At 49.2% G+C, this 26,510-nt stretch carries 20 protein-coding genes, 2 tRNA genes and 3 rRNA genes; 5 read left to right on the top strand and 20 right to left on the bottom strand.

Features of this window, described 5'->3' with window-relative positions; all coding sequences use genetic code 11:
• Positions 1-7 precede the first annotated feature (7 nt).
• The 3 genes from BARVI_RS08250 (at position 8) to BARVI_RS08240 (ending at position 3,897) form a co-directional block, all read left to right on the top strand.
• Positions 8-817 (top strand): glycoside hydrolase family 16 protein, encoded by an 810-nt coding sequence (locus BARVI_RS08250; RefSeq protein ID WP_025278773.1) that lies wholly within the window; start codon positions 8-10, stop codon positions 815-817.
• 53 nt (positions 818-870) lie between these two features.
• Positions 871-2,457: an RNA-binding protein gene (locus BARVI_RS08245; protein ID WP_157232569.1), complete on the top strand. Its 1,587-nt coding sequence runs from the start codon at positions 871-873 to the stop codon at positions 2,455-2,457.
• A gap of 78 nt (positions 2,458-2,535) precedes the next feature.
• A complete protein-coding gene (locus tag BARVI_RS08240) occupies positions 2,536-3,897 on the top strand; it encodes a leucine-rich repeat protein (protein ID WP_025278771.1) in 1,362 nt (453 codons plus the stop codon).
• Positions 3,898-4,127: 230 nt separating this feature from the next.
• On the opposite strand, the gene BARVI_RS08235 is transcribed toward BARVI_RS08240, so the two are convergent.
• Both BARVI_RS08235 and BARVI_RS08230 read right to left on the bottom strand, forming a co-directional pair.
• Positions 4,128-6,353, bottom strand: a complete 2,226-nt coding sequence (locus BARVI_RS08235; protein ID WP_025278770.1) for a glycoside hydrolase family 3 N-terminal domain-containing protein — start codon at positions 6,351-6,353, stop codon at positions 4,128-4,130.
• A gap of 7 nt (positions 6,354-6,360) precedes the next feature.
• Positions 6,361-7,452, bottom strand: coding sequence for a glycoside hydrolase family 26 protein (locus BARVI_RS08230; protein WP_025278769.1), 1,092 nt, complete (start codon positions 7,450-7,452; stop codon positions 6,361-6,363).
• Between the two features lie 346 nt (positions 7,453-7,798).
• Between BARVI_RS08230 and BARVI_RS08225 the strand changes: the two genes are divergently transcribed.
• Both BARVI_RS08225 and BARVI_RS08220 read left to right on the top strand, forming a co-directional pair.
• Positions 7,799-9,082 (top strand): ligand-binding sensor domain-containing protein, encoded by a 1,284-nt coding sequence (locus tag BARVI_RS08225; protein WP_025278768.1) that lies wholly within the window; start codon positions 7,799-7,801, stop codon positions 9,080-9,082.
• Entirely contained in the window at positions 9,004-11,826 is a 2,823-nt protein-coding gene (locus BARVI_RS08220) for a hybrid sensor histidine kinase/response regulator transcription factor (protein ID WP_025278767.1), read from the top strand. The genes BARVI_RS08225 and BARVI_RS08220 overlap by 79 nt, the downstream gene beginning before the upstream one ends.
• 94 nt (positions 11,827-11,920) lie before the next feature.
• On the opposite strand, the gene tsf is transcribed toward BARVI_RS08220, so the two are convergent.
• The 18 genes from tsf to map form a co-directional block, all read right to left on the bottom strand.
• The gene (tsf, locus tag BARVI_RS08215) at positions 11,921-12,745 is read right to left on the bottom strand and encodes a translation elongation factor Ts (protein ID WP_025278766.1); all 825 of its coding nucleotides are present in this window, start codon (positions 12,743-12,745) and stop codon (positions 11,921-11,923) included.
• A gap of 85 nt (positions 12,746-12,830) precedes the next feature.
• Positions 12,831-13,676, bottom strand: a complete 846-nt coding sequence (rpsB, locus tag BARVI_RS08210) for a 30S ribosomal protein S2 (protein ID WP_025278765.1) — start codon at positions 13,674-13,676, stop codon at positions 12,831-12,833.
• Between the two features lie 124 nt (positions 13,677-13,800).
• On the bottom strand, positions 13,801-14,187 hold the full coding sequence (gene rpsI, locus BARVI_RS08205; RefSeq protein ID WP_025278764.1) for a 30S ribosomal protein S9: 387 nt from the start codon (positions 14,185-14,187) through the stop codon (positions 13,801-13,803).
• Between the two features lie 5 nt (positions 14,188-14,192).
• Positions 14,193-14,648, bottom strand: a complete 456-nt coding sequence (rplM, locus tag BARVI_RS08200; protein ID WP_025278763.1) for a 50S ribosomal protein L13 — start codon at positions 14,646-14,648, stop codon at positions 14,193-14,195.
• 781 nt (positions 14,649-15,429) lie between these two features.
• A 5S ribosomal RNA gene (gene rrf / locus BARVI_RS08195) occupies positions 15,430-15,538 on the bottom strand.
• 87 nt (positions 15,539-15,625) lie between these two features.
• Positions 15,626-18,494: ribosomal RNA gene (locus tag BARVI_RS08190) — 23S ribosomal RNA — on the bottom strand.
• Positions 18,495-18,594: 100 nt separating this feature from the next.
• Positions 18,595-18,668 (bottom strand) — tRNA-Ala (locus BARVI_RS08185).
• 74 nt (positions 18,669-18,742) lie between these two features.
• Positions 18,743-18,816 (bottom strand) — tRNA-Ile (locus tag BARVI_RS08180).
• A 126-nt stretch (positions 18,817-18,942) separates the two neighbouring features.
• Positions 18,943-20,474, bottom strand: a 16S ribosomal RNA gene (locus BARVI_RS08175).
• The 16S, 23S and 5S rRNA genes sit together here with 2 tRNA genes alongside, the layout of an rRNA operon.
• A gap of 327 nt (positions 20,475-20,801) precedes the next feature.
• Positions 20,802-22,085 (bottom strand): phosphopyruvate hydratase, encoded by a 1,284-nt coding sequence (eno, locus tag BARVI_RS08170; protein WP_025278762.1) that lies wholly within the window; start codon positions 22,083-22,085, stop codon positions 20,802-20,804.
• 203 nt (positions 22,086-22,288) lie between these two features.
• Positions 22,289-22,816, bottom strand: coding sequence for a 50S ribosomal protein L17 (gene rplQ / locus BARVI_RS08165; protein ID WP_025278761.1), 528 nt, complete (start codon positions 22,814-22,816; stop codon positions 22,289-22,291).
• 4 nt (positions 22,817-22,820) lie between these two features.
• The gene (locus BARVI_RS08160) at positions 22,821-23,813 is read right to left on the bottom strand and encodes a DNA-directed RNA polymerase subunit alpha (protein ID WP_025278760.1); all 993 of its coding nucleotides are present in this window, start codon (positions 23,811-23,813) and stop codon (positions 22,821-22,823) included.
• An 8-nt stretch (positions 23,814-23,821) separates the two neighbouring features.
• Positions 23,822-24,430, bottom strand: coding sequence for a 30S ribosomal protein S4 (rpsD, locus tag BARVI_RS08155; RefSeq protein WP_025278759.1), 609 nt, complete (start codon positions 24,428-24,430; stop codon positions 23,822-23,824).
• A gap of 119 nt (positions 24,431-24,549) precedes the next feature.
• Positions 24,550-24,939, bottom strand: a complete 390-nt coding sequence (gene rpsK / locus BARVI_RS08150) for a 30S ribosomal protein S11 (RefSeq protein WP_025278758.1) — start codon at positions 24,937-24,939, stop codon at positions 24,550-24,552.
• A 9-nt stretch (positions 24,940-24,948) separates the two neighbouring features.
• A complete protein-coding gene (rpsM, locus tag BARVI_RS08145) occupies positions 24,949-25,329 on the bottom strand; it encodes a 30S ribosomal protein S13 (RefSeq protein WP_025278757.1) in 381 nt (126 codons plus the stop codon).
• Positions 25,330-25,367: 38 nt separating this feature from the next.
• On the bottom strand, positions 25,368-25,484 hold the full coding sequence (ykgO, locus tag BARVI_RS13180; RefSeq protein WP_008862836.1) for a type B 50S ribosomal protein L36: 117 nt from the start codon (positions 25,482-25,484) through the stop codon (positions 25,368-25,370).
• An 11-nt stretch (positions 25,485-25,495) separates the two neighbouring features.
• Complete coding sequence (gene infA, locus BARVI_RS08140; RefSeq protein ID WP_025278756.1) at positions 25,496-25,714, bottom strand: translation initiation factor IF-1; 219 nt, start codon at positions 25,712-25,714, stop codon at positions 25,496-25,498.
• A 9-nt stretch (positions 25,715-25,723) separates the two neighbouring features.
• A complete protein-coding gene (map, locus tag BARVI_RS08135; protein ID WP_025278755.1) occupies positions 25,724-26,506 on the bottom strand; it encodes a type I methionyl aminopeptidase in 783 nt (260 codons plus the stop codon).
• Between the last annotated feature and the right edge of the window lie 4 nt (positions 26,507-26,510).

The following is a 26,510-nucleotide window of genomic DNA, read 5'->3' as shown; positions in this document are numbered from 1 at the left end:
TCGCACCATGAAAACAAAAGTCTTATATACATTGCTCGTGTGGCTCTTTGCCACCAATCTTATCCAAGCCGAGACTCCCAGCAAGGGGCCATATACCCGACTCGTCTTCCACGACGAGTTTGACGGGGAAGGGTTGCCCGACAAAACCAAATGGGATTTTGAGGTGGGATACCTGCGCAACCACGAGAAACAGTATTACACCGCCGACCGAATTGAAAACGCCTATCAAAAAGAGGGGTGCCTACACCTGGTCGTACGGAACGACAGCGCCGTCATTGATGGAGCCGTGCGCCCCATTACCTCGGCCAGCATGCACACCAAAAAGACATTCTCCCTCACCTACGGAAAAATCGAGGTGCGGGCCAAACTACCCCTCTGCCTGGGAACCTGGCCTGCCATTTGGATGATGCCGCTGAAAAACACATATGGAGGTTGGCCCAAAAGCGGCGAGATAGACATCATGGAACATGTAGGCTACGACCCCGAACGAATCAACTATGCAATCCATACCGAAGCCTACAACCACACGAAGAAAAACGGGAAAGGCTCCAATGCCTTCTGCCCTACGTGCTATACCGATTTTCACGTCTACGGGCTTGAATGGCACGAAGATCGCCTGGAATGGTATCTTGACGGTCGCAAAAGATTCGTAGTCGAGAAAGCACCCGACGCCAGCTGGGAGTCATGGCCCTTCGACCAGCCCTTCTACCTGATTCTCAACCTTGCCTTCGGCGGAGGCTGGGGCGGATTGAAAGGAATCGACACCGATATTCTCCCTCAGGAATATATTATCGATTACATCAGAGTGTATCAATAACTCTTCATCTCAAAAACAGAACAAATTATTATTAACTTTTAAATTTTACTCCTATGAAAAGGAACATTTCTCTACTCTTGGTATCGGCTTTGGGGATTGTCGTACCCCAGACTTTTGCAGCCGATTACTATGTGTCGCCCAATGGCGATGACAAAGCTGCCGGCACATCGGTCGAAACCGCATTAAAAACAGTTCAGGCTGCTGTCGAAAAGCTCGAAGACAACACCCCTACAACCATTCATCTGGAAGCCAATGCCACGTTCGACGTTCTGGGTCCTGACGCCATTATCATCGGATCGAACAAAAATGTGACGCTCAAAGGCAACAACACCACCCTGAAATCGGGCGACCAGGCCTTCCTCGGCGACCGGGTAATCACCATCGGCACCAATACCGATGCTACCGTCTCGGGCCTCATCTTGAAAAACGGTTGTACACGCGACGGCATTCCCGGCGGTGCCATCTTCTTCGAGGGGAACGAACTGCTGGTAGACAGCTGCACGTTCATCAACAACGAAGCCAACAACAGTGGCGGTGCCATCGCCAGCCGGGGCAAGAACGTGACGATTACCAACTGCGTATTCCACGAAAACCGTATCTTCGGCGGCTACGGCGGTGCTGCCATCATCTATCACTGCGGTCTACCCAACAATGCCGACGAGCCGGGTGCTCTCATCATCAGAAACACGGCTTTCACCAACAACATTTCCAAGAACGATGCCAAAGGCGACATCATCGGCTTCCACCACGCCTATCGCGGTTCGGATTATACCGAATTCTACTCCAACGTCAACTATTTCGAGCTGACCAACTGCGTGTTCAAGGATAACGAACCGGGCGACAGCCCCAGTGTAAGACCGGCCGCATCGGATATCTACATCAACAACGTGCGTGATGACTTTGAAATGAACCTGGTCAACAATACCTTCTACAAGACCAAAGCCATCGCCATACCCTTCTTCTACGATACCCCCTACCGTTTGGTCAACAACATCTTCTACAACAACCAGGACTTCACCATCATGTCGTCGAATGTCTGCGGCGAACGCGATCCCCTCATTGCCTATAACAACGTATTCGTAGGCGGACTGGGGAAAAACATGGACGATCCTTCCTTGAACGGCGAGAAAGAGAAATATGGCAACGTCGTACTCGATGCTGTCGAACTGACGCAACTGGGATTGACCCCTCGCATGCAAGACGACAATTACGTGACCTATCTGCCCATCACCGATGCATCGAGTATCCTCATCGACAAAGGTCTGTCCAGCACGGTTGGCGTCGAAGGTTTCGACAAGGAACTCATTCCGGCTGCCGATATCCGTGGACTTGCCACGAATGGCACCAAAGACATCGGTTCGTTTGAATATGGAAGCACATCGGGTATCCTCGGTGCCACGATAGACAGCCAAAGCATGTTTGCTCTCTCGCGCAACGGTAATGAAGCTGTCGTGCGCAACCTGACCGATAGCTCGCTGAACCTGTCGGTATTCCTGCTCGACGGTCGCTGCATCTACAACGCATCGCTGCAAGATGAGTTGGTTATCAACAAATCTGAATTGGAAATTCCCAACGGTGTGCTCATCTTCTCGGCCAACGATGGAAACCGCACCGAATCTCAAAAGGTTATTTTGTTCTAAATCTTATCCTGTGAATAGAAGGAATACCCTCCTTGCGAGGATTCCTTCTATTCCTCATTTTTATAAAATTCCTTTATCATGAAAAAACTGAACTCTATTTGTATTACCTCCGCCCTATGCCTATTCCTTTGTGCCGGGAGTATCTCGGCACAATCCCTGTCGATATCACACACAACCGCAGGAGCCCTGGAATCAGAAATAGTAGCGGCTCTCGATGGTGCCGATCCCGCAACGATTACCCAACTGACCATCTCGGGCGAAACGCTTGACGATACCGATGCTTCTTATCTGAGAAAGACATTCGCCACCACGCTCGAATCTCTGGACCTGACCGGTGTCACCTTTGCCGACAACCGGCTCACCAACAAATTGTGTCAAAATATGAAGGGGCTGAAAACCGTATCGGTTCCCACCACCCTCACCATTATCGGGCAATATGCATTTGCCAACTGTTCCAAACTGGAAACCATCGCCTGGGGAACGGTCGAGAATATCGACGACTACGCTTTCCAGAACTGTTCGAAGCTCCAACTGGAATCACTCCCCGAAAGCCTTACACGAGTAGGTCAGTCGGGATTTTCAAAGTGTACGTCCATCACGATTGCCCAACTGCCCGAACAATTAACCGGTATAGGGACCCGGGCTTTTGAATTCTGCACAGGTGTAACCATTCAGCAACTGCCCGAGGGTACTACCGAAATCAAAGAGAGAGCATTCGACCGTACCGGCATTACCAACCTTACCTTCCCGGAAAGTGTATCCAACATAGGCAACCTGGCCTTCTATGCCGAAGGGAATCCTGAACGGACGTTTGTCTATCGCGGAGAGAATGCACCCAAACTCGGCGACCGCTCGTTTGGTACCGCTACCGCCATCTCCAATACGACGGTAAAGGTTCTCAAAAAATATGCCGACAACCATTCGGTCTGGACCACAGCCGGAATGAATCTGGGCTATCTCACCCATAACGTGACGCTCTCGATTCAAGGTGACGGCTTGGTTGAACTGACCGGCGACGGACTGGTATCGCCCGATACTCCCATCAAAAACGGGGTAACCATCGAGGTTTACGAAGGTGAAAGCATCACCCTGTCGACCGACAAAGAGGCTACGGTTTCGCTCAACGGAGAGCCTGTCAGCCCCGATCAGGAGAGCGAAAACCAATATACGATTGCCGTAGGAACCGACGACATCGCGTTAGAGATAACATTCTCCATATCGACCGGCATCGAAGTGTCAAGCACCCCGTCGGTCACCTGGTCAATCAACGGGAATATCCTGTATCTGTCGGGTGAATTGTCGACGTCTGCCCAACTGTTTAATATCATGGGAAGCCTGGTATTATCGACAACAGAACCGGCCATAGACCTGAGCACACTCCCCGCAGGAATATACATCGTAAAAATCAATTCACAGACGTTCAAAATTGTACGTCCATAAATTCAATATCAACTCTAATATACGGGAGGGGGTAGATGTGATATCTACCCCCTCCCGTATTTTTTAGGCTCTGCATAAAGAGAACTCCCTCTCCCATGCAACATGGAAAAGGGAGCCTCTATCTACCAGATGATACAAATCCAGTCTATCAACCGGATATTTTCGATTTTCCAATCTTACTTGCACCTCGCCATATTGCGGGCCAAGGTTTCGAAACTTTGAGATTTCTTTTATTTCAACATAAACTCGGCTCGCTTCACATCAGTAGAGCTACCCCCCACAAAGAGTTCGAACATGCCGGGATCCCACACACGTCGGCCATCAGCCAACACATATTCCAAATCGGCCAGAGACAGATGAAATACAACCGACTGGGTTTCGCCCTTCTTCAAGGCTATCTTTCGAAATCCCTTCAACTCTTTCTCGGGACGGGTAATTCGTGAACAGACATCACGAATATAGAGTTGTACAACCTCTTGTCCGTCGTAGTCGCCGACATTGGTTACCGGTATGACAACCCGCAAAGTATCCCCTTCGGAAAGAGTATCCTTGTCGAGCTCGATATCGCCATATTCAAACCGGGTATAGCTGAGCCCGTAACCAAAAGCGTATAACGGTTCATTCGGGCAATCCTGATAGTGGGTTACATACCGTTCGCCCGGCACATAGGGACGACCGGTACTCTTACAGTTATAATAAACCGGGATTTGTCCCTCGTTGTAAGGGAACGACATGGTCAATTTTCCCGAAGGATTATACCGGCCCAGAAGCACATCGGCAATCGCATGACCGGCCTCAACGCCCAGTTGCCAACACTCCACGATCGTAGCTATATTCTGCTTTTCCCAATCGAGAACCAACGGCCTGCCGTTACTCAGCAACAAAACGACAGGGGTACCGGTCTCCTTGATTTTTTGCAAGAGCTCCCGCTGTACTCCCGGCAAAGTCAATCGGGTGCGGCTGGCCCCCTCACCGCTCATAAACCGATTTTCGCCCAGGCACAAAATGGCGACATCGCAAGAACGGGCCAAACGGACAGCCTCGTCAAAACCACCGCGGTCATCACCTTCAATCTCACACCCTTTGGCATAACGTATAACCGCCGATTTCCCAACGGCCTGTTCCAAACCCTGCCGAATATCCACCACATCACGACCTTGTCCCCAGGCACACCACGAGCCCAACATATCGTCGGGGTTATCGGCCAACGGACCTATAAGACCGATAGTCTTGTAACGGCCGTCCAGAGGCAACACGCCCTCTCTATTCTCCAACAGCACGATTGATTCACGTGCGACAGCCCGCACGGCTTCTCGATTCTCGGCCGATAATGTTTCACGTTTCTCCCGCTCGGCATTGCAATAGCGATAGGGATCGTCAAAAAGTCCCAACCGGAATTTCAGTCGCAAGATACGCCGCACCGCATCGTCGATTAACGACTCGGAGACGACGCCACGACGCACCAGATCTTCGAGCTCCGATACATAGCAATAGCCCTCCATATCCATGTCACACCCGGCAGTCACAGCCAATCGGGCGGCCTCCGATTTGTCCCGGGCTACCCCATGCACAGCCATCTCGGCCACAGAGCCCCAGTCCGAGACAACCATGCCGTCGTAATTCCACTCGCCTTTCAAAATATCCCGTACCAGAAAGGTCGAGCCGGTGGCCGGGACTCCCATCAACTCGTTAAAGGCATTCATAAAGGTGGCCACTCCGGCCTCGGCCGCCGCAGCAAACGGCGGGAGATACAGCTCCCGAAGCCGTTGTGCCGAGAGGTCGACCGTGTTGTATTCACGGCCACCTTCAACGGCGCCATAGCCTGCAAAATGTTTGGCACAAGCCGCAATCGTATTCTCGGCCGAAAGGTCATCGCCTTGAAATCCTTTCACGCGAGCCACGGCAACGGCCGCCCCCAGGTAAGGATCTTCTCCGGCACCCTCCATCACACGACCCCAGCGTGGATCATGGGCAATATCGACCATCGGAGCAAAAGTCCACTGCAACCCCGCAGCCGAAGCCTCTATGGCAGCAATACGGGCCGATAGTTCTATCAACTCCATATTCCAGGAACAACTCTCGGCCAGCGGTACCGGCGAGATAGTCCTGAATCCATGTATGACATCTAACCCAAACACAAGCGGTATATGCAGCCGGGTATCCTTCACCGCAATCTCCTGATAACGGCGCGTCTCTTCGGCTCCGGCCACATTGAGCAGAGAACCCACCTTACCGGCCCGCACGAGAGCCTCGGTATCGAAATCTTCGAGTTGTTGCCCGGTAAGCTCCTCCTTGTTGGAGAGCTGGTTCATTTGCCCTATTTTCTCCGTCAAGGTCATCAACCGCAACACCGAGTCAACGCGTGCTTCAAGACGTGTATCCGACTCAACCGCATAACACAGGTTACCCACGGCAAAAGCCGACAGGATACAAAACTGTACGATCTTTCTTTTCATATTCTATTTATAATTTATTGTCACACATGATAATATGCTCACTATGCACAAAATTCAGGAAATCCTCGCTGGCCGGGTGTCCCGGTATGGGGATATAGTAGCTCTCCTCTTCATTCCACATATTAGCCCCAAATACAATATAACTTATCTTATGTCTGGAAATCACCGGGTCTAAGATTCCCGAGAAGAAATTCGAGATCTTTACCCCTTTCAATCCCGTTCCCGTCAAAGCCGGGAACTTCTTGTTCTTTTGGGCGAAATGGCAAACGGCCGAAAGGCCCTGTTCCAATCGCTGAACATACAAAGCTCCCGAAGCGTCGGTTTCAAAGTCCTGGTACAGACTTAATCCCACCACATCGACATAGGCATTGCCCGGATAATAACGAGTCAACTCCTCCTCGGTCTTCACGGCATTTCGCGAATAGGCATAAAGCACATGATGTACATTCTTGTCATTCCTGAGATAATCGACACTCCTGCGCCACAAGGTAATATATGCCTCGGGAGAACAGACGTTTTCCAAATCGGTCCAGTCGAACAGCTGAACAATCACCGGAATATAGCTCCCCGAGTCGGAGCGCAAGTCCATCAGAAAGGCGGCAACCCGATCCAACCCTTTGCCATATCTCTGAACAAACTCCTGTTCCGACAAAATTGAATCGGTTTTACCCGACAAGGAGCTCTGCCAAGAAGGATTCCACGAAAAAACAGTTACACCACCGTGTCCATAAAATTGTTTTACATACTGCTTGATACGAACGAACGGAACCGAATCGGCGCTGAGACTCGCACCTGATTCTATCCCGTCCAAAGACCAGTCGACAACTGCCGGATAGTTGCCGCAAACGCTCTTTACATCGGAACGCCCGGGCTGATTATACCACATGCTACCATAGGCCAACGACTCTTCATGCCCCAACATGATTCCCGAATCCATACGCAAGGCCAACTCCTGGCACAACTCGGTAAGTACGGACGACGCGCTGATGTCAGAAGCTATCCAATCCGGGGCCTTACTCCCACACTTGTTTTCATCACAAGCACATAAAATCAACAGCACGAAGAGAAGATAAAAGGTCGGTTTCCTGAGATGTACCATACAATTATTTTTTCGATTAAAATTTTGTTTAGAACTGTTACAAAATTAGGTATTAGCCCGTTACCCGAATTGCATGATTCAAAATACTCTTTTTGCCAACGGGGCACCGATTGCAAGCACGTTGCATATGCTTGACAATATGTAGCCTTTGCAATTTTGCCCTATATTATTCAAAAATAAATTGTATTTTTGCATGTGTAGCAAACGAGGCTCCGTCTTATTGTCTCCTCTTGGGATCCTCAAATCGTTTTAAAATCCGAATTCATCACCATTCCTCAATACAACCATGTTAACCCATATGAGAGCCAAAAAACTGTTTTTATCTATTGTGAGCCTTCTATGCTGTTTGCTCACAAGCCAAGCCAATACCGACAAATTCTTTGGCTCCAACAACCAACTCTCCAACAGTCATGTCAACTATATCTATCAAGACCGTAAGGGATACATCTGGATCTGTACCGAGAATGGACTGAACCTGTTTGACGGAATCAAATTCAAGGTTTTTACTCACATAGCCAACGACTCCACCTCACTGGCTAGCAATTTAGTCCTGTCGGTTTTGGAAGACCGTAGCGGGAATTTCTGGGTAGGAACTACCGACGGCGTGCAGATTCTGAACCGGGAAACGGGACAATTTCAGAAGGTAAATCTCGCATACCGCAATATCACCAATTTCAACTACATCAAGTGCATTACCGAGGACAGCAACGGACACATCTGGCTATCGACCAATCATGCGGGCGTTATCCGCATCGACGAAAAATCGATGAATGCCGTGTATTACATGCAAACCAACAGCAATATATGCAGCAATAAGATAAATACCATCTACGAAGACCGCTTCGGCAACATCTGGATAGGCTCACAAGACAACGGTATAAGCGTCTTGAACATCGATAACCACACAATCGACAATTATGCCTGCGACCCGGCCGATAAAAACTCGCTGTCGAGCAACAAGATATTTTCTATCATAGAAGAACCGTCGGGCAAGATACTGGTAGCAACTATCGATGGCACCATCGATGCCTTTGATTACAATACCCGCTCTTTCCAACGGAACTATATCCCCTCGATTGAAAGAGCCTATACTTTATACACCGACAGCAAAAAGAATCTATGGATAGGTACCGACGGCGACGGACTGAAATGTTATAATTTCAGCGACAAAACGGTCTCGACCTATGAATCGGAACTGATCAATCTCGATATGAGAGAGGCAAAAGTCCACAGTATTTTTGAAGACAAGCAACACAATATCTGGGTAGCCCTCTACCCAAAAGGGGTACTGATGATTCCACTCAAAGACAAGATATTCAAAAACATCGGCTTCAACCCGTTCTACACCAACAAGAATATTGGCAACGAGTGTTGCCTCACTATCCTGGAAGACCACAATCACGAAATCTGGATAGGAACCGACGGTGATGGTATCTACAAACTGGATACCGACCGAAAAGTCAAAGCACACTATAAAGACCCTCAATTCGCCCCCGATGTGGTCTTGTCGATTTTTGAAGATTCTCATAACCGAATCTGGATAGGTACCTCTTGTATGGGCTCTATCTGTATGACGAAGCGTCCAATCGCTTTATCAAGAAAAATCTGTATTGCAACAATACCGAAGTAAAACATGTCAACACCATCACCGAAGATTCCAATGGGAACCTCTGGATAGGAACCAATGAACACGGTGTGTGCAAATATAATCCGGCTACCGGGAAAACCCAGTTTCTGCTTTATGACATGATGAAATCGGGGAACCAGATTCTCAGCAACTCGGTCAATGCCATAGACATAGACGGACATTACCTATGGATTGGAACAAGTATTGCCGGTGTGAGTCGATATGACATGATAACCGGGACTTTTGAGGACTACACGGCAGAGAACGGCAAACTGAGCAATAACAACATTTTTGCCTTGAAAACCGACCACCGGGGAGGTGTGTGGATCGGTACCAACTGGGGTCTCAACTACATCAACTCGGCCACCGGACAGACTCAACAATATACCGAAGACGACGGATTGGCCAATGCCGCCATCAGCGGAATTGTCATAGACTCGAACAAACACTTGTGGATTAGTACCTACTATGGGCTATCACACTACAACCCGCAATCAGGAAAATTTACCAACTACTATACCTCCGACGGACTCATCAACAATGAATTTCGTCGAGGCTCCTATTTCCAATCCAAAAGCGGTGAAATCTTCTTTGGCGGGATTAACGGCATAACCTTCTTCTTTCCCTTCGAGAATCAGCCCAGTTATGGGCTATCCAATCTTGTGTTTACCGACCTGTTCATCTATAACAAGCCGGTCATTCCCGACAAGGCAAAATCAATACTAAAAGAGACTGTCGACTACACCCGCAAGATTGTATTGTCACACGACATTAAAAACTTCTCCATCAGTTTCTCGGCACTTGAATACAACAATCCCAACAATGTAATCTACCAGGCCCGTCTCAATGGGTTTGAAAAAGAGTGGACCATCTTGCCACAAGGGAGTAACACGGTTACTTATACCAATTTGAAACCCGGGAAATATACCCTGGAAATCAAAGCCAATCTACCCAATACGACCGAACTGTATCGAAAAATCAAGATTGTCATCACGCCACCGATATGGCTCTCCTGGTGGGCCAAGATACTCTATCTTCTGATTCTGATTGTAGGCTCTTTCTGCACGTATATCAGCATCAAACATCGTATTGCCCAAAAGAAAGAAAATCAAAAGAAACAGAATGAAAATAACATCATGCAGTCTCAACTGCAATTCTTCACCGATATATCGCACGAAATACGCACACCGCTCACCCTTATCTTGACTCCCATAGAAGAGCTCATTAAAAGCACGAAAGATCCCGACCTGAAAGCGACTTACAAAATCATCGATCAAAACGGGCATCGCATCTTGCGACTGGTCAATCAGGTAATGGAGATGCGAAAACTCGATAAAGGACAGGTGAAATTATGTGCCGAACAAACCGATATCAATGACTTTATCCACGAAATCATTGTCTCTTTCAACCATCTGGCCCAAGAGAAAAATATTGGCTTCGACCTTCACATAGCTCCCGACCTGCCGTCCGTATGGATTGATCAGGAGAAACTTGATAAGGTCATATTCAACGTACTGTCGAATGCCTTTAAATATACCCCGGCCAACGGGGAAATAGAGCTGTCGGTCGATATCAACGACTCATTTCTCAGAATACGCATTACCGACACAGGCTGCGGAATACCCAAAGATTTAAGGGAGAAGGTATTCAACCGCTTCTACCAGGTGCCCAACGAAAACAACAAGGTAAAAATGGGTACCGGCATAGGCTTGCATCTGTCGCGACAACTTATGGAAATACATCATGGCCAGATATTTGTAGAGGACAACGATCAACCCGGTACGACCTTCGTTATTCTTCTGCCTCTCGACGACAGTTACCTGAAACCGGAAGAAAAGAAATTGGAACACTCCGACAGAAACCTGGCCACCCTTGTACAAACTTCGATATCGCCCGAATCGACGGCCGAGGCTCTTCCTGCAAACTCGGGCAAGAACAAGCGTAAGCCCAAACTTCTCATCGTTGAAGACAATCAAGAGATAAAAGATTACATCTACAAGGTCCTGTCGCCCGAATATCAAATTTTTGAAGCGAAAAACGGGAAAGAAGGTCTGGAAATGACCATCAAGGAATTGCCCGATTGCATCATCTCCGATATCATGATGCCCGAAATGGACGGTATCGAAATGTGCGACAAAATCAAAAAGAACGAACAAACCAGCCATATCCCGGTTATCATGCTCACGGCCAAAACTGCAATCGAGCAACGTATCGAAGGTCTTAAAGTGGGAGCCGATTCATACATTCCCAAACCTTTCAATATCGAGCATCTGAAAATAAGAATACAGAAACTTATCGAGGTCCGCCGGGTCATGAAAAACAAGTATGAGGGCAAAAGCAATACCATCAAGGAAGAGATCAGTTCACTTAAATCGACCGACGAGAAGTTCTTGGAGAAACTCGAAAAGATTGTAAAAAGTAAGATGGCCGAGACCGATCTATCGGTCGAGACAATCAGCCAAGAGATAGGTCTCAGTCGCTCTCAACTGCAACGGAAACTCAAACAATTGACCCAACAGAATCCCAGCGATTACATCAGAATCACTCGATTACGCCATGCTGCATGGTTGCTCGCAAGCAAGAATCTCAGCATCTCCGAAATATCTTATGTGACCGGATTCTCTTCCCTCTCGCACTTTTCAAACTGTTTCAAAGAGTTTTACGGCATGTCGCCCAGTCACTACATGGAGATACACCGGGTGCCTAAAAAAACGCAAGACTCCGAAGACGAAGCACAACAGTCGTAACTCGAACCATTCGATTCAACATAGAAGCATAAAATAAAAGAAGCGCCGCATCACTTGATGCGGCGCTTCTTTTATTCCAATTAATATCTCTCGATTACTCCTCGTTCAAAGTAACACGTTTGAAAGCAACAACCGTAAGATCTTTGTTGTGAGAGTGGAGATATTGTTGAATGTTCTCTTTGGGTTCTTTTACGAAGGCTTGCTCGAGCAGACAAACTTCTTGATAGAACTTGTTCAGACGGCCTTGGGCAATCTTGTCGAGCATCTCCTCTTTCTTACCCTCTTGACGGGCTTTCTCCTTGGCAATTTCGAGCTCTTTGGCTACGACGTCGGCAGGAACATCTTCGCGACTAACGGCAAGAGGACTCATGGCAGCAGCCTGCATGGCTACGTCGTGAGCTACCTGATAGTCGGTGTCGGGCAAGTTGAGACCTACGATAGTGGCCAGTTTGTTACCCGGATGAACGTATGCCGTGGTATAGGGAGCGGTGATGGCCTCGTAGTAACCGAGTTCCATCTTTTCGCCGGTTTTACCGATTTCGTCAACAATCAGGTTGGCAACGGGAGTACCGTTGATTTCCAAAGCCTTTACAGCGTCCATGTTGGCAGCCTTGGCATCGAGAGCGGCGTTGAGGATATTTCGAGTCAATTCCACGAACGATTCGTTCTTGGCTACGAAGTCGGTTTCGCACTTCAAGGCTACGATAGCAGCGAAATCGCCTTTGGCAGCAGCCAGTACACAACCTTCGGAGGCTTCGCGATCTTCACGTTTGGCAGCGACAGCCTGACCCTTTTTACGAATAATTTCTTTTGCAGCTTCGATATCACCGTTGGTCTCGGTCAATGCGTTTTTGCAGTCCATCATGCCGGCACCGGTAAGTTTACGCAGCTTGCTGATTTCAGCCATTGTAACAGCCATATACTTAATCTCCTATTCTTTAAATTAGAAACGGACAAAGAGTGAAGTCGAAAAACAGGCTCCACTCTTTGTCTTTGATTATTTTTTATTCTTCTACTTCTTTGTTCTCGGCTACGGGAGCTTCCTCGGCAGCAGGTTCGGCAGCAGCCTCAGCGTCGTCGGCTTTCTTGCGCGAGATGCGGGCTTTGCGTTCTTTCTTTACAGGAGCTTCTTCGCCTTCGGCAGGAGCATCAACCTTTTCGGCTTTACGTTCTTCCAGACCTTCGGCAATGGCACCGCACACGGCGTCGAGAATAACCTCGATCGACTTGGAGGCGTCGTCGTTGGCAGGAATTACGAAATCGATATCGTTGGGGTTGGAGTTGGTATCGACCATGGCAAATACGGGAATACCCAGACGGTTGGCCTCACGCACGGCGATGTGCTCTTTGAGAACATCGACTACGAATAGGGCAGCGGGCAGACGGTTCAGGTCGGCAATGCTACCCAGCGTTTTTTCCAATTTGGCACGTTGACGAGAGATTTGCAGTTTCTCACGTTTCGACAGGTTGTCAAACGTTCCGTCTTTTTCCATCTTATCGATAGTCGACATCTTCTTCACAGCCTTGCGGATTGTGGGGAAGTTGGTCAACATACCACCGGGCCAACGCTCGATTACATACGGCATATTTACGGCAGCGGCCTTTTCGGCAACCACTTGTTTGGCTTGCTTCTTGGTAGCCACGAAGAGGATTTTCTTACCCGATTTGGCAATCGATTTCAATGCGGCAGCAGCCTCGTCGATTTTGGCTACGGTTTTGTACAAGTCGATAATGTGGATACCGTTACGCTCCATGAAGATATAAGGAGCCATAGCGGGGTTCCATTTTCTTTTCAAGTGTCCGAAGTGAACACCGGCTTCCAATAATTGGTCAAAAGTTGTAATAGACATTTGTTTGATTTTAATTTGTTTACATTCTACTTATACAACCTCAAGGTAGCTTGCCCCATAGGACAAAGTCCTTGCGGTTTGGATACTAAACACAAATATATCTTCGGCTTGGAGCCGTCGCATATTAACGTTTACTGAACTGGAATCTCTTACGAGCTTTGGGACGTCCCGGTTTCTTACGCTCAACGGCACGCGGGTCGCGAGTCATGAAGCCTTCGGCTTTGAGAGCAGGTTTGTCCTCGGGGTTGATCTTTACCAAAGCACGGGCGATAGCCAGGCGCAGAGCCTCGGCTTGGCCTTTGAAGCCACCACCGTCCAAGTTTACTTTGATATCATATTTCTCGGCAACGCCCAATTTTTCGAGCGGTTGCTTCACAATGTATTGAAGTATCGAAGAGGGGAAATAAACAGCCAACTCTCTTTTGTTTATGGTTACTACACCCGTACCTTCGCTAACAAATACTCGTGCTACTGCGGCTTTACGTCTGCCTAATGCATTAACTACTTCCATATTACTTATTTAAGGGTGTTAATATCAATTGTTTTGGGGGTTTGTGCAGCGTGGGGATGCTCGCTACCTGCATAGATATATACGTTTCTCAACAGTTGAGCGCCCAGTTTGTTTTTGGGAAGCATACCTTTCAGCACACGTTTGAATAATTTCGACTCACCTTTTTTCATCAAGAAAGCAGGCGAGAGCTCTCTTTGGCCACCGGGATAACCCGTAAAGTTCAGATAAACCCGATCAGTCCATTTTTTACCCGTCAATTGCACTTTGTCGGCATTGATGATAATCACGTTATCACCGCAATCTACATGAGGAGTATAGCACGGTTTGTATTTACCACGCAATATCTTAGCAACTTTTGCACACAGACGACCCAGAACCTGGTCGGTTGCATCAACAACAACCCACTCTTTCTTTGCGGTCTCTTTGTTTGCAGAAATGGTCTTATAACTTAAAGTATCCACCGTTTATTATTTTAATAATTAAACACTTAAACAATGACAGCTCATACATTCCCGGCCAAAGGAATCACGACTGTCATTCAAATTTTCTCAAATTTGGGTAATAATCGGACTGCAAAGGTACGGGCTTTTTATTTGAAAAACAAAAGATTTTGATTTTTTCTCACGTTATTTTTACTTTCTACCCCCAAGAGGGGAAGGAGAGAAATTGAAATAAAATCTTGCCGAAGCATTCTAGATTCCGCACTCGATGCAAGGTGACTTTGTGGCACATTGCATTCGGGGAGACTGGCCCGTCACCCCGCGCTCAACGTAATATCCAGAAGGGTGTGCGCGTGGGTATAGGCGCAACCCTCCGGCCTATGGGAGAAAGCGGGGAGAAAAATGACGGAGAGGGGCGTATGTGGGGAAAAGATGTTTGAGCCGGGGTGTATCGGGCGAAGAGCCCAGGGCCGTAAAGCCTGACGAATGGAGGCCGTGAAGCGCTCCCGGCGAGTTCTTTTTCCCCGAACCGCGCAGATATTTTTCAGCTTTCGGACATCTGCCGGAAGCTTTCTTTTGGCTTCCCTTTTCTTTTGCGGGAAAAGAAAAGGAAGGGGTTTTTTCACGGACTTTTATCGGCTGGACTCTATATCGCCCCGAGGGGTTCCCTGGATCCCGCGTCGGGGCGCGGTATGACTTGGTGGCCACGTCGAACTGCGGAAGGGCCCCTCGCCCAGGTGCGGGCATAAAAAAAGAGCCGGAGGGTTGTCTTCTCTTGACTTCCTTCCGGCTCTGTCCTTTAAGGTGGCGGCTACCTACTCTCCCACTTGCGCAGTACCATCGGCGTGACGGGGCTTAACTTCTCTGTTCGGAATGGGTAGAGGTGGATCCCCCGTGCTATAACCGCCTTAATATCTTGATCCTTGACGTTTGAAAAATTTGAACTCTTTGCACTCTTCTTTTCTCGCTTCCCCTTATCGGCCCTTCCCGACTCGCCTTACAGAAAGTTTCGGGAGATTAGTTTCGCTCGGCTGTGACATTGCTGCCTATACACCTGCGACCTATCTACGTCATCGTCTCTGACGTCCCTCGTGGAAATCTTATCTTGGGGCGGGCTTCGCACTTAGATGCTTTCAGCGCTTATCCCTTCCAGACTTAGCTACTCGGCTGTGCTCCTGGCGGAACAACCGATACACCAGGGGTCTGTCCAACACGGTCCTCTCGTACTAGTGTCGGACCCCCGCAAATTTCCTGCGCCCACAACAGATAGAGACCGAACTGTCTCACGACGTTCTGAACCCAGCTCGCGTGCCACTTTAATGGGCGAACAGCCCAACCCTTGGGACCTTCTCCAGCCCCAGGATGTGACGAGCCGACATCGAGGTGCCAAACCACTCCGTCGATATGAGCTCTTGGGAGGGATCAGCCTGTTATCCCCGGAGTACCTTTTATCCTTTGAGCGATGGCCCTTCCATGCGGAACCACCGGATCACTATGCTCTAGTTTCCTACCTGGTCGACTTGTCTGTCTCTCAGTCAAGCACCCTTGTGCCATTACACTCTGCGACCGGTTACCAATCGGTCTGAGGGTACCTTTAGAAGCCTCCGTTACGCTTTTGGAGGCGACCACCCCAGTCAAACTACCCACCAAACAGTGTCCTCGCTCCTGCGAGTTAGCGTTCAAACATTCAAAGGTCCGTATTTCAACATCGGCTCCACGATGACTGGCGTCACCGTCTCACAGCCTCCGGACTATCCTACACATCGAATGCCCAAACGCAATGTTAAGTTGCAGTAAAGGTTCACGGGGTCTGTTCGTCCCGTTGCGGGTAATCGGCATCTTCACCGATACTACAATTTCACCGAACTCACGGTTGAGACAGTGTCCGGATCATTACACCATTCGTGCAGGTCGGAACTTACCCGACAAGGAATTTCGCTACCTTAGGACCGTTATAGTTACGGCCGCCGTTTACCGGGGCTTCAATTCAATGCTTCTCTTGCGATGACATCTCCTCTTAACCTTCCGGCACCGGGCAGGTGTCAGGCTGTATACTTCATCTTTCAATTTCGCACAGCCCTGTGTTTTTGTTAAACAGTTGCCTGGACCTATTCTCTGCGCCCCATCTTACTGGGGACCCTTTTTCCCGAAGTTACAGGGTCAATTTGCCTAGTTCCTTAACCGTGAATCTTTCGAGCGCCTTGGTATATTCTACCCGACTACGTGTGTCCGTTTGGAGTACGGGTGATATAACGATTTGCTTAGCGGATTTTCTCGGGAGCCTGCTTACCACCGCTATTCGATTGCCCGAGGGCTCTCGATACTCTCAGTTTCGGCACTCGGCCCGGATTTGCCTGGGCCGTGTCTACCTACCTCCTTTAACCTGCTATTCCGTCAGCAGGCGGGTGTGTCACTTCTCCGTCTCCACGTCGCTCATTATATCAGTAACGGAATCTTGACCGTTTCTTCCATCGGCTTCGCCGTTCGGCTGCGCCTTAGGTCCCGACTTACCCTGATCCGATTAGCGTTGATCAGGAATCCTTAGTCTTATGGCGAGGGGGTTTCTCGCCCCCTTTATCGTTACTTATACCTACATTTGCTTTTCCGTAAGCTCCAGCATCTCTCGAGAGATACCTTCACCGCCGACGGAATGCTCCCCTACCATGTCTTCCGACATCCACAGCTTCGGTAAAGGGCTTATGCCCGATTATTATCCATGCAAAACTCCTCGACTAGTGAGCTGTTACGCACTCTTTAAATGAATGGCTGCTTCCAAGCCAACATCCTAGCTGTCTTTGCAGTTTTACTTCGTTTGTTCAACTTAGCCCTTATTTCGGGACCTTAGCTGGTGGTCTGAGTTGTTCCTCTTTCGGACATGGACCTTAGCACCCATGCCCTCACTCCCGGGGTTCCAGTGTCAGTATTCGGAGTTTGTCAAGACTTGATAGGCGGTGAAGCCCTCGCATCTTATCAGTCGCTCTACCTCTGACACTTATTTCCCGAGGCTGCACCTAAATGCATTTCGGGGAGTACGAGCTATCTCCAAGTTTGATTGGCCTTTCACTCCTACCCTCAGTTCATCCGTAAGCTTTTCAACGCTTATCAGTGCGGTCCTCCAGTTGGTGTTACCCAACCTTCAACCTGACCAAGGGTAGATCACTTGGTTTCGCGTCTACTGCTGATGACTGTACGCCTTGTTCGGACTTGCTTTCGCTTCGGCTCCGCGACTGAATCGCTTAACCTTGCCATCAACAGTAACTCGTAGGTTCATTATGCAAAAGGCACGCCGTCACGCTTGCGCGCTCCGACCGCTTGTAGGCGCATGGTTTCAGGGTCTTTTTCACTCCTCTGTTCGAGGTTCTTTTCACCTTTCCTTCACAGTACTGGTTCGCTATCGGTCTCTCGGGAGTATTTAGCCTTACGGGATGGTCCCCGCCGATTCGCCCCGGATTTCTCGTGTCCTGGGTTACTCAGGTGTCCATTCGGCTTCTGTCCGTTTTCGCTTACGGGGCTGTCACCCTCTACGGCTACGATTTCCATCGTATTCTGCTAACTTCCTTCCTTGCCTTTGTTATGGATCCTTCTACCCCGGCCCTGCCGTAACAGCGCCGGTTTGGGCTCTTCCGCGTTCGCTCGCCACTACTTGCGGAATCATTGTTATTTTCTTTTCCTGCGGGTACTTAGATGTTTCAGTTCCCCGCGTTGGCCTACCGCTTGGCGGTATGGTCATTGCTGACCGGGTTGCCCCATTCGGATATTTACGGGTCACGGGCTATTTGCGCCTCTCCGTAACTTTTCGCAGCTTATCACGTCCTTCGTCGCCTCCGAGAGCCTAGGCATCCTCCATGCGCCCTTTCTTACTTTCTTTCGGCCGACATTCATTGCTGATTGTCTGTCGTTTTGGGTTGATATGGGTTTGCTTCGTGCTCGTGTTCTCTTTTTTCCAACATGTCAAGGATCTTTCTAGTGGAGAATAACGGATTCGAACCGTTGACCCCCTGCTTGCAAAGCAGGTGCTCTAGCCAGCTGAGCTAATCCCCCCGCTTTCTCTCGGCCTCTCTTCCGCTTGTCTCGGGTCCCTTCTTTTCGGTCCCTTCCGCGCGGCGGCTTCGGTGTAGTCCCAGGCAGATTTGAACTGCCGACCTCTACATTATCAGTGTAGCGCTCTAACCAACTGAGCTATAGGACTGTCTCAAATCGTGCCCTGGCGGGTGTCTCTTTGTTTCCTTTTTTTATATGAATGAAAAGAAGCAGTGCGTCAAGAGGCCGAACTTCTATCTGTCCTTTCGGCTCTTCCTTGGAATCTCTTCTCCAGAAAGGAGGTGTTCCAGCCGCACCTTCCGGTACGGCTACCTTGTTACGACTTAGCCCCAGTTACCGGTATTACCTTCGTACGCTCCTTGCGGTTGCATGCTTCAGGTACTCCCGGCTTCCATGGCTTGACGGGCGGTGTGTACAAGGCCCGGGAACGTATTCACCGCGCCATGGCTGATGCGCGATTACTAGCGAATCCAGCTTCATGGAGTCGAGTTGCAGACTCCAATCCGAACTGAGACAGGTTTTCGGGATTCGCGCGTCATTGCTGACTGGCTGCCTTCTGTACCTGCCATTGTAACACGTGTGTCGCCCCGGACGTAAGGGCCGTGCTGATTTGACGTCATCCCCACCTTCCTCGCGGCTTGCGCCGGCAGTCTCGACAGAGTCCTCGGCTTGACCCGTTAGTAACTGTCAATAGGGGTTGCGCTCGTTATGGCACTTAAGCCGACACCTCACGGCACGAGCTGACGACAACCATGCAGCACCTCGCAGGCGACCATTGCTGGCTATGGACTTTCACCCATATTCCCCCTGCGTTTGAGCCCGGGTAAGGTTCCTCGCGTATCATCGAATTAAACCACATGTTCCTCCGCTTGTGCGGGCCCCCGTCAATTCCTTTGAGTTTCACCGTTGCCGGCGTACTCCCCAGGTGGAATACTTAACGCTTTCGCTGTACCGCTTACATTATATCGCAAACAGTTAGTATTCATCGTTTACTGCGTGGACTACCAGGGTATCTAATCCTGTTCGATCCCCACGCTTTCGTGCCTCAGCGTCCGTTGCACCCTAGCAGGCTGCCTTCGCAATCGGGGTTCTGCGTGATATCTATGCATTTCACCGCTACACCACGCATTCCGCCTGCCTCTTGTGCACGCTAGCTCGCCAGTTTCAACGGCAGCTCCCGGGTTAAGCCCGGGCATTTCACCGCTGACTTGGCGTGCCGCCTACGCACCCTTTAAACCCAATAAATCCGGATAACGCTCGCATCCTCCGTATTACCGCGGCTGCTGGCACGGAGTTAGCCGATGCTTTTTCTTCGGATACTTGCAATACGCTACGCGTAGCGCACTTTACTCTCCGACAAAAGAAGTTTACAACCCGTAGGGCCGTCTTCCTTCACGCGACTTGGCTGGTTCAGTCTGCCGACCATTGACCAATATTCCTCACTGCTGCCTCCCGTAGGAGTTTGGACCGTGTCTCAGTTCCAATGTGGGGGACCTTCCTCTCAGAACCCCTATCCATCGTCGCTTTGGTGGGCCGTTACCCCGCCAACTGGCTAATGGACCGCATGCTCATCTGTAACCAAGATTACTCTCTTTAGACATCTCCCCATGCGAAGATATGTCGTTATGGGGTATTAGGCCGGATTTCTCCGGGTTATCCCCCTGTTACAGGCAGATTGCATACGTGTTACTCACCCGTGCGCCGGTCGCCGCCAGAAGTATTGCTACCTCCGCGCTGCCCCTCGACTTGCATGTGTTAGGCCTGTCGCTAGCGTTCATCCTGAGCCAGGATCAAACTCTTCGTTGTATATCTGATTTTTCTTTTTTTATACCTTCAAAGTGATTCCCGGCCGAAATTGACTTCGTTCTTTCTCTTGTACTACACTTGCTTCTTTTCAGTCTTGTCAATGAACTGTGCCCTTCGTTTTCCCTTCGGTCGAGCCGTTGTTCTTTCGAAAAGCGATGCAAAGGTACACTCTTTCTACCATTCCTTCCAAATTTTTTGACAACTTTTTTATGCTATAAAACATACTTTTCCCTCAACTTCCCTATTCCCACATACTTACAAACAAACTTTTTTTCAAGGTTTTTGCAATCTTGCCAAACAGGAGGTTGAGAAATGGATTGAAGGAGGTCAAACCAGAGTTTTATAGCCGTACTGAGCCTCGCAACCTAACTCCTCTTCGATACGCAACAGTTGGTTATACTTGGCCATGCGGTCGGAGCGGCTAAGCGAACCGGTCTTGATTTGTCCGGCATTGGTAGCGACGGCAATATCGGCGATGGTTGCATCTTCGGTTTCGCCCGACCGGTGGGAGATGACAGCCGTATAGCCGTTGCGCTGTGCCAGTTGCACGGCTCGCAAGGTCTCGGTGAGGGTGCCAATCTGATTGAGCTTGACCAGAATGGAGTTGGCACAATGCTTGCGTATACCCTCGGTGAGGTACTCGACATTGGTCACAAAAAGGTCGTCGCCTACCAGCTGACATTTGTCGCCTATGAGGTCGGTAAGCAACCGCCAGCCCTCCCAATCGTCTTCGCTCATGCCGTCTTCAATCGAATCGATGGGATAGCGCATAATGAGGTCTTGCAGATATTCGGCCTGTTGCTGCGTGGTGCGTTTTTGCCCACCAGGGCCTTCGAACCGGGTGTAATCGTAGATGCCGTCGTGGTAGAACTCGGACGAGGCGCAATCGAGGGCTATGCGCACATCGCGTCCGGGCATATAGCCGGCCTGATTCACGGCATCGAGAATGGTCTCGATAGCGGCCTCGGTCCCGGGCAATGCGGGAGCGAATCCGCCTTCATCGCCCACGGCGGTACTGAGACCTTTGCCGTGCAATACTTTCTTCAAGGCGTGGAATACTTCGGCTCCCATGCGCAATCCTTCCTTGAAGGAGGAGGCGCCCACGGGCCGGATCATAAACTCTTGAAAGGCGATGGGAGCATCGGAGTGCGACCCGCCGTTGATGATATTCATCATGGGCACGGGCATTACGTAGGTATCGGCTCCTCCTACGTAACGATACAAGGGCATGCCCAGTTGTGTGGCGGCGGCTTTGGCCACAGCCAGAGAGACGCCCAAAATGGCATTTGCGCCCAGTTTCGACTTGGTAGGTGTACCGTCGAGTTCGATGAGCTGCCGGTCGATGCGGTTCTGCTCGAAGGGGTCGGCGCCATGCAGTGCCTTGGCGATAACATCGTTGACGTGGTGAACGGCCTTCTCCACTCCCTTACCTCCATAGCGCGACTTGTCTCCGTCGCGCAATTCAAGGGCTTCGTGAGCGCCTGTCGATGCGCCCGAGGGGACAGCTGCTCGTCCTAAAATACCCGATTCGAGTATCACATCGACCTCGACCGTGGGATTGCCGCGAGAGTCGAGTATCTCGCGGGCTTGAATTTTTGCTATTTTCTCCATACAGATAGGTTTTATTGGTGATTAATCTATAACATAGACTGTCGCATTTCTACCTACCCGGGAATTGGGATTTAATTATTTTTAATTCCACAGGTCCGAGTGATACCCCCCCTGATTCCTTCGAGTTGTTCTATTGGGGAAAAAATAAAAAGCCCTCCGAAACATCGGAGAGCTTTTTACTATATAGCAATAAATCGTGTCGATTATTCGGCTGCCTTCTCCTCGGCGGCAGGAGCCTCGGGGGCCTCAGCTGCGGGAGTTGCAGGAGCTTCGGCTGCGGGAGCAGCGGCCTCGGCAGCAGCAGGAGCGGCGCTCTTTCTGGAACGGCGGGTGCGGGTTGCTTTCTTGGCAGCTTTCTCTTTCAGCATGTTCTCGTTGTAGTCAACGAGTTCGATGAAGCAAGTCATAGCGTTGTCGCCCAAGCGGTTGCCCGTTTTCAAGATGCGGGTATATCCTCCGGGACGGTCGGCGATCTTCACCGAGATCTCTTTGAACAATTCGGTAACGGCCTCTTTGCTCTGCAAGTAGCGGAATACTACACGACGCGAAGCGGTAGTATCTTCTTTGGCGCGGTTGATAAGGGGCTCGACATACATTCTCAGCGCTTTGGCTTTGGCCAACGTGGTGAAGATTCTTTTGTGAAGAATCAAGGAAGTAGCCATATTGGACAACATAGCGTCGCGGTGAGCTTTGGTACGACCCAGGTGGTTGAATTTTTTATTATGTCTCATCGTTTTACTCTTTATCTAATTTATATTTCGAGATATCCATTCCAAACGAAAGGCCCAGGTTGGCCAAGAGTTCGTCGAGCTCGGTGAGCGATTTCTTACCGAAGTTGCGGAATTTCAACAAATCGGTTTTGTTGAATACCACGAGTTCGCCAAGGGTCTCGACATCGGCCGACTTCAAGCAGTTGAGGGCACGTACCGACAAGTCCATGTCGACCAGTTTGGTTTTGAGCAACTGGCGCATGTGCAGTACCTCTTCGTCAAACTCTTCGTTACCATCGGCATCGTTGGTCTCGAGCGTGATTTTCTCGTCAGAGAACAACATGAAGTGGTAAATCAGAATCTTGGCAGCCTCTTTCAACGCCTCTTTGGGGTGAATGGAACCATCGGTTGTAATCTCAAGAATCAGTTTTTCGTAGTCCGTCTTCTGTTCTACACGGAAGTTTTCAACCGTATATTTTACATTCCGAATCGGCGTATAGATTGAGTCGATAGGAATTACATTCACATCGTCGGCAGGGTTGCGGTTCTCATCGGCGGGAACATAGCCACGGCCTTTGTTGATGGTGATATCGATTTGAAAACTGGCGTTTGAATCCAAATGGCAAATAACCAAATCGGGGTTCAAAACTTCGAAACCGGTAAGCGATTTACCGATGTCTCCGGCTTTGAACACTTCCGTACCCGAAACAGTAATGGTTACTTTTTCATTCTCGATTTCTTCAACGACCTGTTTGAAGCGAACCTTTTTGAGATTCAGGATCACATTCGTCACGTCCTCGATAACACCAGGAATCGTAGAAAACTCATGTTTTACCCCGTCGATACGAATCGACGTAATCGCAAAGCCTTCGAGCGAGGAGAGGAGGATACGGCGCAATGCGTTACCCACGGTAACGCCATAGCCGGGCTCCAACGGACGGAATTCGAATTTTCCGAAGAAATTGTCCGCTTCCAGCATCAATACTTTATCGGGTTTTTGAAATGCTAATATCGCCATGGAATCAATTATTGTTTAGAATACAACTCAACGATCAACTGTTCTTTAATGTTTTCGGGAATATCGGCTCTTTCGGGCAAATGCAACAATTTACCGCTCTTCAAGCTCTCGTCCCATTCTAACCAAGGATATTTGCTGTGATTGAATCCAGCAAGTGCATCGGCTATGACTTCGAGCGATTTGGCTTTCTCACGAACGCCAACTACTTGACCCGGTTTAACCGAATACGACGGGATATTTACCACTTTGCCGTCGACCACGATGTGGCGGTGCAGCACGAGCTGACGGGCAGCGGCACGCGTGGGAGCAATACCCAAACGGAAAACTACGTTGTCGAGACGGGCTTCGAGCAGTTGAAGGAGCACTTCACCTTTCACACCCTTGGTGCGCGAAGCTTTCTCGAACAGGTTTCTAAATTGTCTTTCCAATACACCGTAAGTGTATTTGGCTTTTTGCTTTTCACGAAGCTGAACGCCATACTCGGAAGTTTTTCTTCTCTTGTTGATGCCGTGTTGTCCCGGGGGATAGTTCTTCTTCGTAAGAACTTTATCGGGGCCAAAAATAGCTTCGCCAAATTTACGAGCGATTTTGGTTCTAGGTCCGGTATATCTTGCCATTTCTAAAAATTTTTAATAATTAATATTGCGAACCGAGAAGAGTGCAGCCGCGATTGCAGAGAGGATTAATATGCAATCTTATTCACTGTTCGGGATTCTCTGTTTACAAATAAAGAAAATTAAACTCTTCTTCTTTTAGGAGGACGACAACCATTGTGCGGCAGCGGAGTTACGTCGATAATCTCGGTTACCTCGATACCGGCACCATGAATAGTTCTCACAGCCGATTCACGGCCGTTTCCGGGGCCTTTTACATAGGCTTTTACTTTCCTCAAACCCAGGTCATAAGCCACTTTTGCACAATCTTGTGCGGCCATCTGAGCGGCATAAGGAGTATTTTTCTTGGAGCCTCTGAAGCCCATCTTACCTGCCGACGACCAAGAGATCACCTGACCCTCGCTGTTGGCAAGCGTTACAATAATGTTGTTGAACGAAGAATGGATATGGGCCTGTCCTACGGCATCAACCTTTACAATCCTCTTCTTTGCTGCGACTGTTTTCTTTGCCATACTTACTTATTATTTAGTAGCTTTTTTCTTATTTGCAACGGTTTTCTTTTTACCTTTACGCGTACGGGCGTTGTTCTTGGTGCTTTGGCCTCTCACAGGCAAACCGATACGGTGACGGATACCCCGGTAGCAACCGATATCCATAAGGCGCTTGATGTTCAGCTGTATTTCGGTACGAAGGTCACCCTCCACCTTATACTCGGTACTGATGATTTCACGTACTTTTGCCGACTGGTCGTCGGTCCAATCTTTCACTTTGATGTTTTTGTCAATGCCGGCTTTACTCAAAATGGAATTAGCCGCGCTACGACCGATACCATAGATATAGGTCAAGGCGATCTCACCCCGTTTATTTTGCGGCAGGTCTACACCAACAATTCTTATTGCCATATATTAGAATCTTTTAATTTGCAAAATTAATAATAAAATTATCCTTGACGTTGTTTATACTTAGGATTTTTCTTGTTAATTACGTACAAACGGCCGTGTCTTCTCACGATCTTGCTATCGGGCGTACGTTTTTTCAATGATGCTCTTACTTTCATATTGTTGTTTTTTATTTATATCTAAAAGCAATTCTTCCTTTGGTCAAATCGTAGGGCGACATCTCGATACGCACCTTGTCTCCCGGGAGTATCTTGATAAAATGCATGCGCATCTTTCCCGAGATATGGGCGGTTATCTCATGCCCGTTTTCCAACTCTACGCGGAACATGGCATTCGACAATGCCTCCACGATTACACCATCTTGTTCTATTGCAGCTTGCTTCGCCATAAATTATAGTTAAATTGATTTGTCTCCTAAAACTTGCTCTATGTACTCGAATGAGGAAAGTATGTCGGCTTTCCCTCCCTTGATGGCTACCGTGTGCTCGAAGTGAGCAGCCGGTTTGCGATCTCTCGTGCGGGTGGTCCACCCGTCGCGCTCGATGACGATATTGCGTGCCCCCAGGTTAATCATGGGTTCGATGGCAATGCACATGCCGTTTTTGAGCAACGGGCCTGTACCCGGACGACCATAATTGGGAACGTTGGGCTCTTCGTGGAGCTTCTTGCCCACTCCGTGTCCGCACAACTCCCTCACTACAGAATAACCACGAGCTTCGCAATAGGTTTGAATGGCATGGCCAATGTCTCCTATACGTTTCCCTTCCACAGCGTGCTCAATGCCCAGGTAGAGAGACTCTTTGGTGGTTTTGAGCAGTTGCTTGACTTCGGGAGCAACCTCGCCTACACAGAAGGTATAGGCCGAATCGCCGTTGAAGCCGTTTTTCACCACGCCACAGTCGATCGAGACAATGTCCCCCTCGCGCAGAGCGTAGCTGTTGGGAATGCCGTGTACAATCACCTCGTTGACCGAGATGCAAAGAGAGTTGGGATAGCCGGCATATCCCAGGAAACCGGGTTCGGCTCCATGATCACGGATAAACTCCTCGGCTATCTTGTCGAGTTTGAGGGTGGTAATCCCGGGGGCTACCCACTTGGCCATCTCGCCCAGGGTCATGCCCACCAAGAGATTACTCTCCCGCATCAACTCTATCTCTTCGTCTGTTTTAAGATAAATCATTATC

It is taken from the genome of Barnesiella viscericola DSM 18177 (assembly GCF_000512915.1).
GTDB classification, from domain to species: Bacteria; Bacteroidota; Bacteroidia; order Bacteroidales; family Barnesiellaceae; genus Barnesiella; species Barnesiella viscericola.
This window is presented reverse-complemented; position numbering and strand designations above follow the sequence as displayed.

What these genes read in the sequence shown, in the direction of transcription:
- BARVI_RS08250 (WP_025278773.1), top strand. Translation starts at nt 8, where the DNA reads ATGAAAACAAAAGTCTTATATACATTGCTCGTGTGGCTCTTTGCCACC.
- BARVI_RS08245 (WP_157232569.1), top strand. Translation starts at nt 871, where the DNA reads ATGAAAAGGAACATTTCTCTACTCTTGGTATCGGCTTTGGGGATTGTC.
- BARVI_RS08240 (WP_025278771.1), top strand. Translation starts at nt 2,536, where the DNA reads ATGAAAAAACTGAACTCTATTTGTATTACCTCCGCCCTATGCCTATTC.
- BARVI_RS08235 (WP_025278770.1), bottom strand. Translation starts at nt 6,353, where the DNA reads ATGAAAAGAAAGATCGTACAGTTTTGTATCCTGTCGGCTTTTGCCGTG.
- BARVI_RS08230 (WP_025278769.1), bottom strand. Translation starts at nt 7,452, where the DNA reads ATGGTACATCTCAGGAAACCGACCTTTTATCTTCTCTTCGTGCTGTTG.
- tsf (WP_025278766.1), bottom strand. Translation starts at nt 12,745, where the DNA reads ATGGCTGTTACAATGGCTGAAATCAGCAAGCTGCGTAAACTTACCGGT.
- rpsB (WP_025278765.1), bottom strand. Translation starts at nt 13,676, where the DNA reads ATGTCTATTACAACTTTTGACCAATTATTGGAAGCCGGTGTTCACTTC.
- rpsI (WP_025278764.1), bottom strand. Translation starts at nt 14,187, where the DNA reads ATGGAAGTAGTTAATGCATTAGGCAGACGTAAAGCCGCAGTAGCACGA.
- eno (WP_025278762.1), bottom strand. Translation starts at nt 22,085, where the DNA reads ATGGAGAAAATAGCAAAAATTCAAGCCCGCGAGATACTCGACTCTCGC.
- rplQ (WP_025278761.1), bottom strand. Translation starts at nt 22,816, where the DNA reads ATGAGACATAATAAAAAATTCAACCACCTGGGTCGTACCAAAGCTCAC.
- BARVI_RS08160 (WP_025278760.1), bottom strand. Translation starts at nt 23,813, where the DNA reads ATGGCGATATTAGCATTTCAAAAACCCGATAAAGTATTGATGCTGGAA.
- rpsD (WP_025278759.1), bottom strand. Translation starts at nt 24,430, where the DNA reads ATGGCAAGATATACCGGACCTAGAACCAAAATCGCTCGTAAATTTGGC.
- rpsK (WP_025278758.1), bottom strand. Translation starts at nt 24,939, where the DNA reads ATGGCAAAGAAAACAGTCGCAGCAAAGAAGAGGATTGTAAAGGTTGAT.
- rpsM (WP_025278757.1), bottom strand. Translation starts at nt 25,329, where the DNA reads ATGGCAATAAGAATTGTTGGTGTAGACCTGCCGCAAAATAAACGGGGT.
- ykgO (WP_008862836.1), bottom strand. Translation starts at nt 25,484, where the DNA reads ATGAAAGTAAGAGCATCATTGAAAAAACGTACGCCCGATAGCAAGATC.
- infA (WP_025278756.1), bottom strand. Translation starts at nt 25,714, where the DNA reads ATGGCGAAGCAAGCTGCAATAGAACAAGATGGTGTAATCGTGGAGGCA.
- map (WP_025278755.1), bottom strand. Translation starts at nt 26,506, where the DNA reads ATGATTTATCTTAAAACAGACGAAGAGATAGAGTTGATGCGGGAGAGT.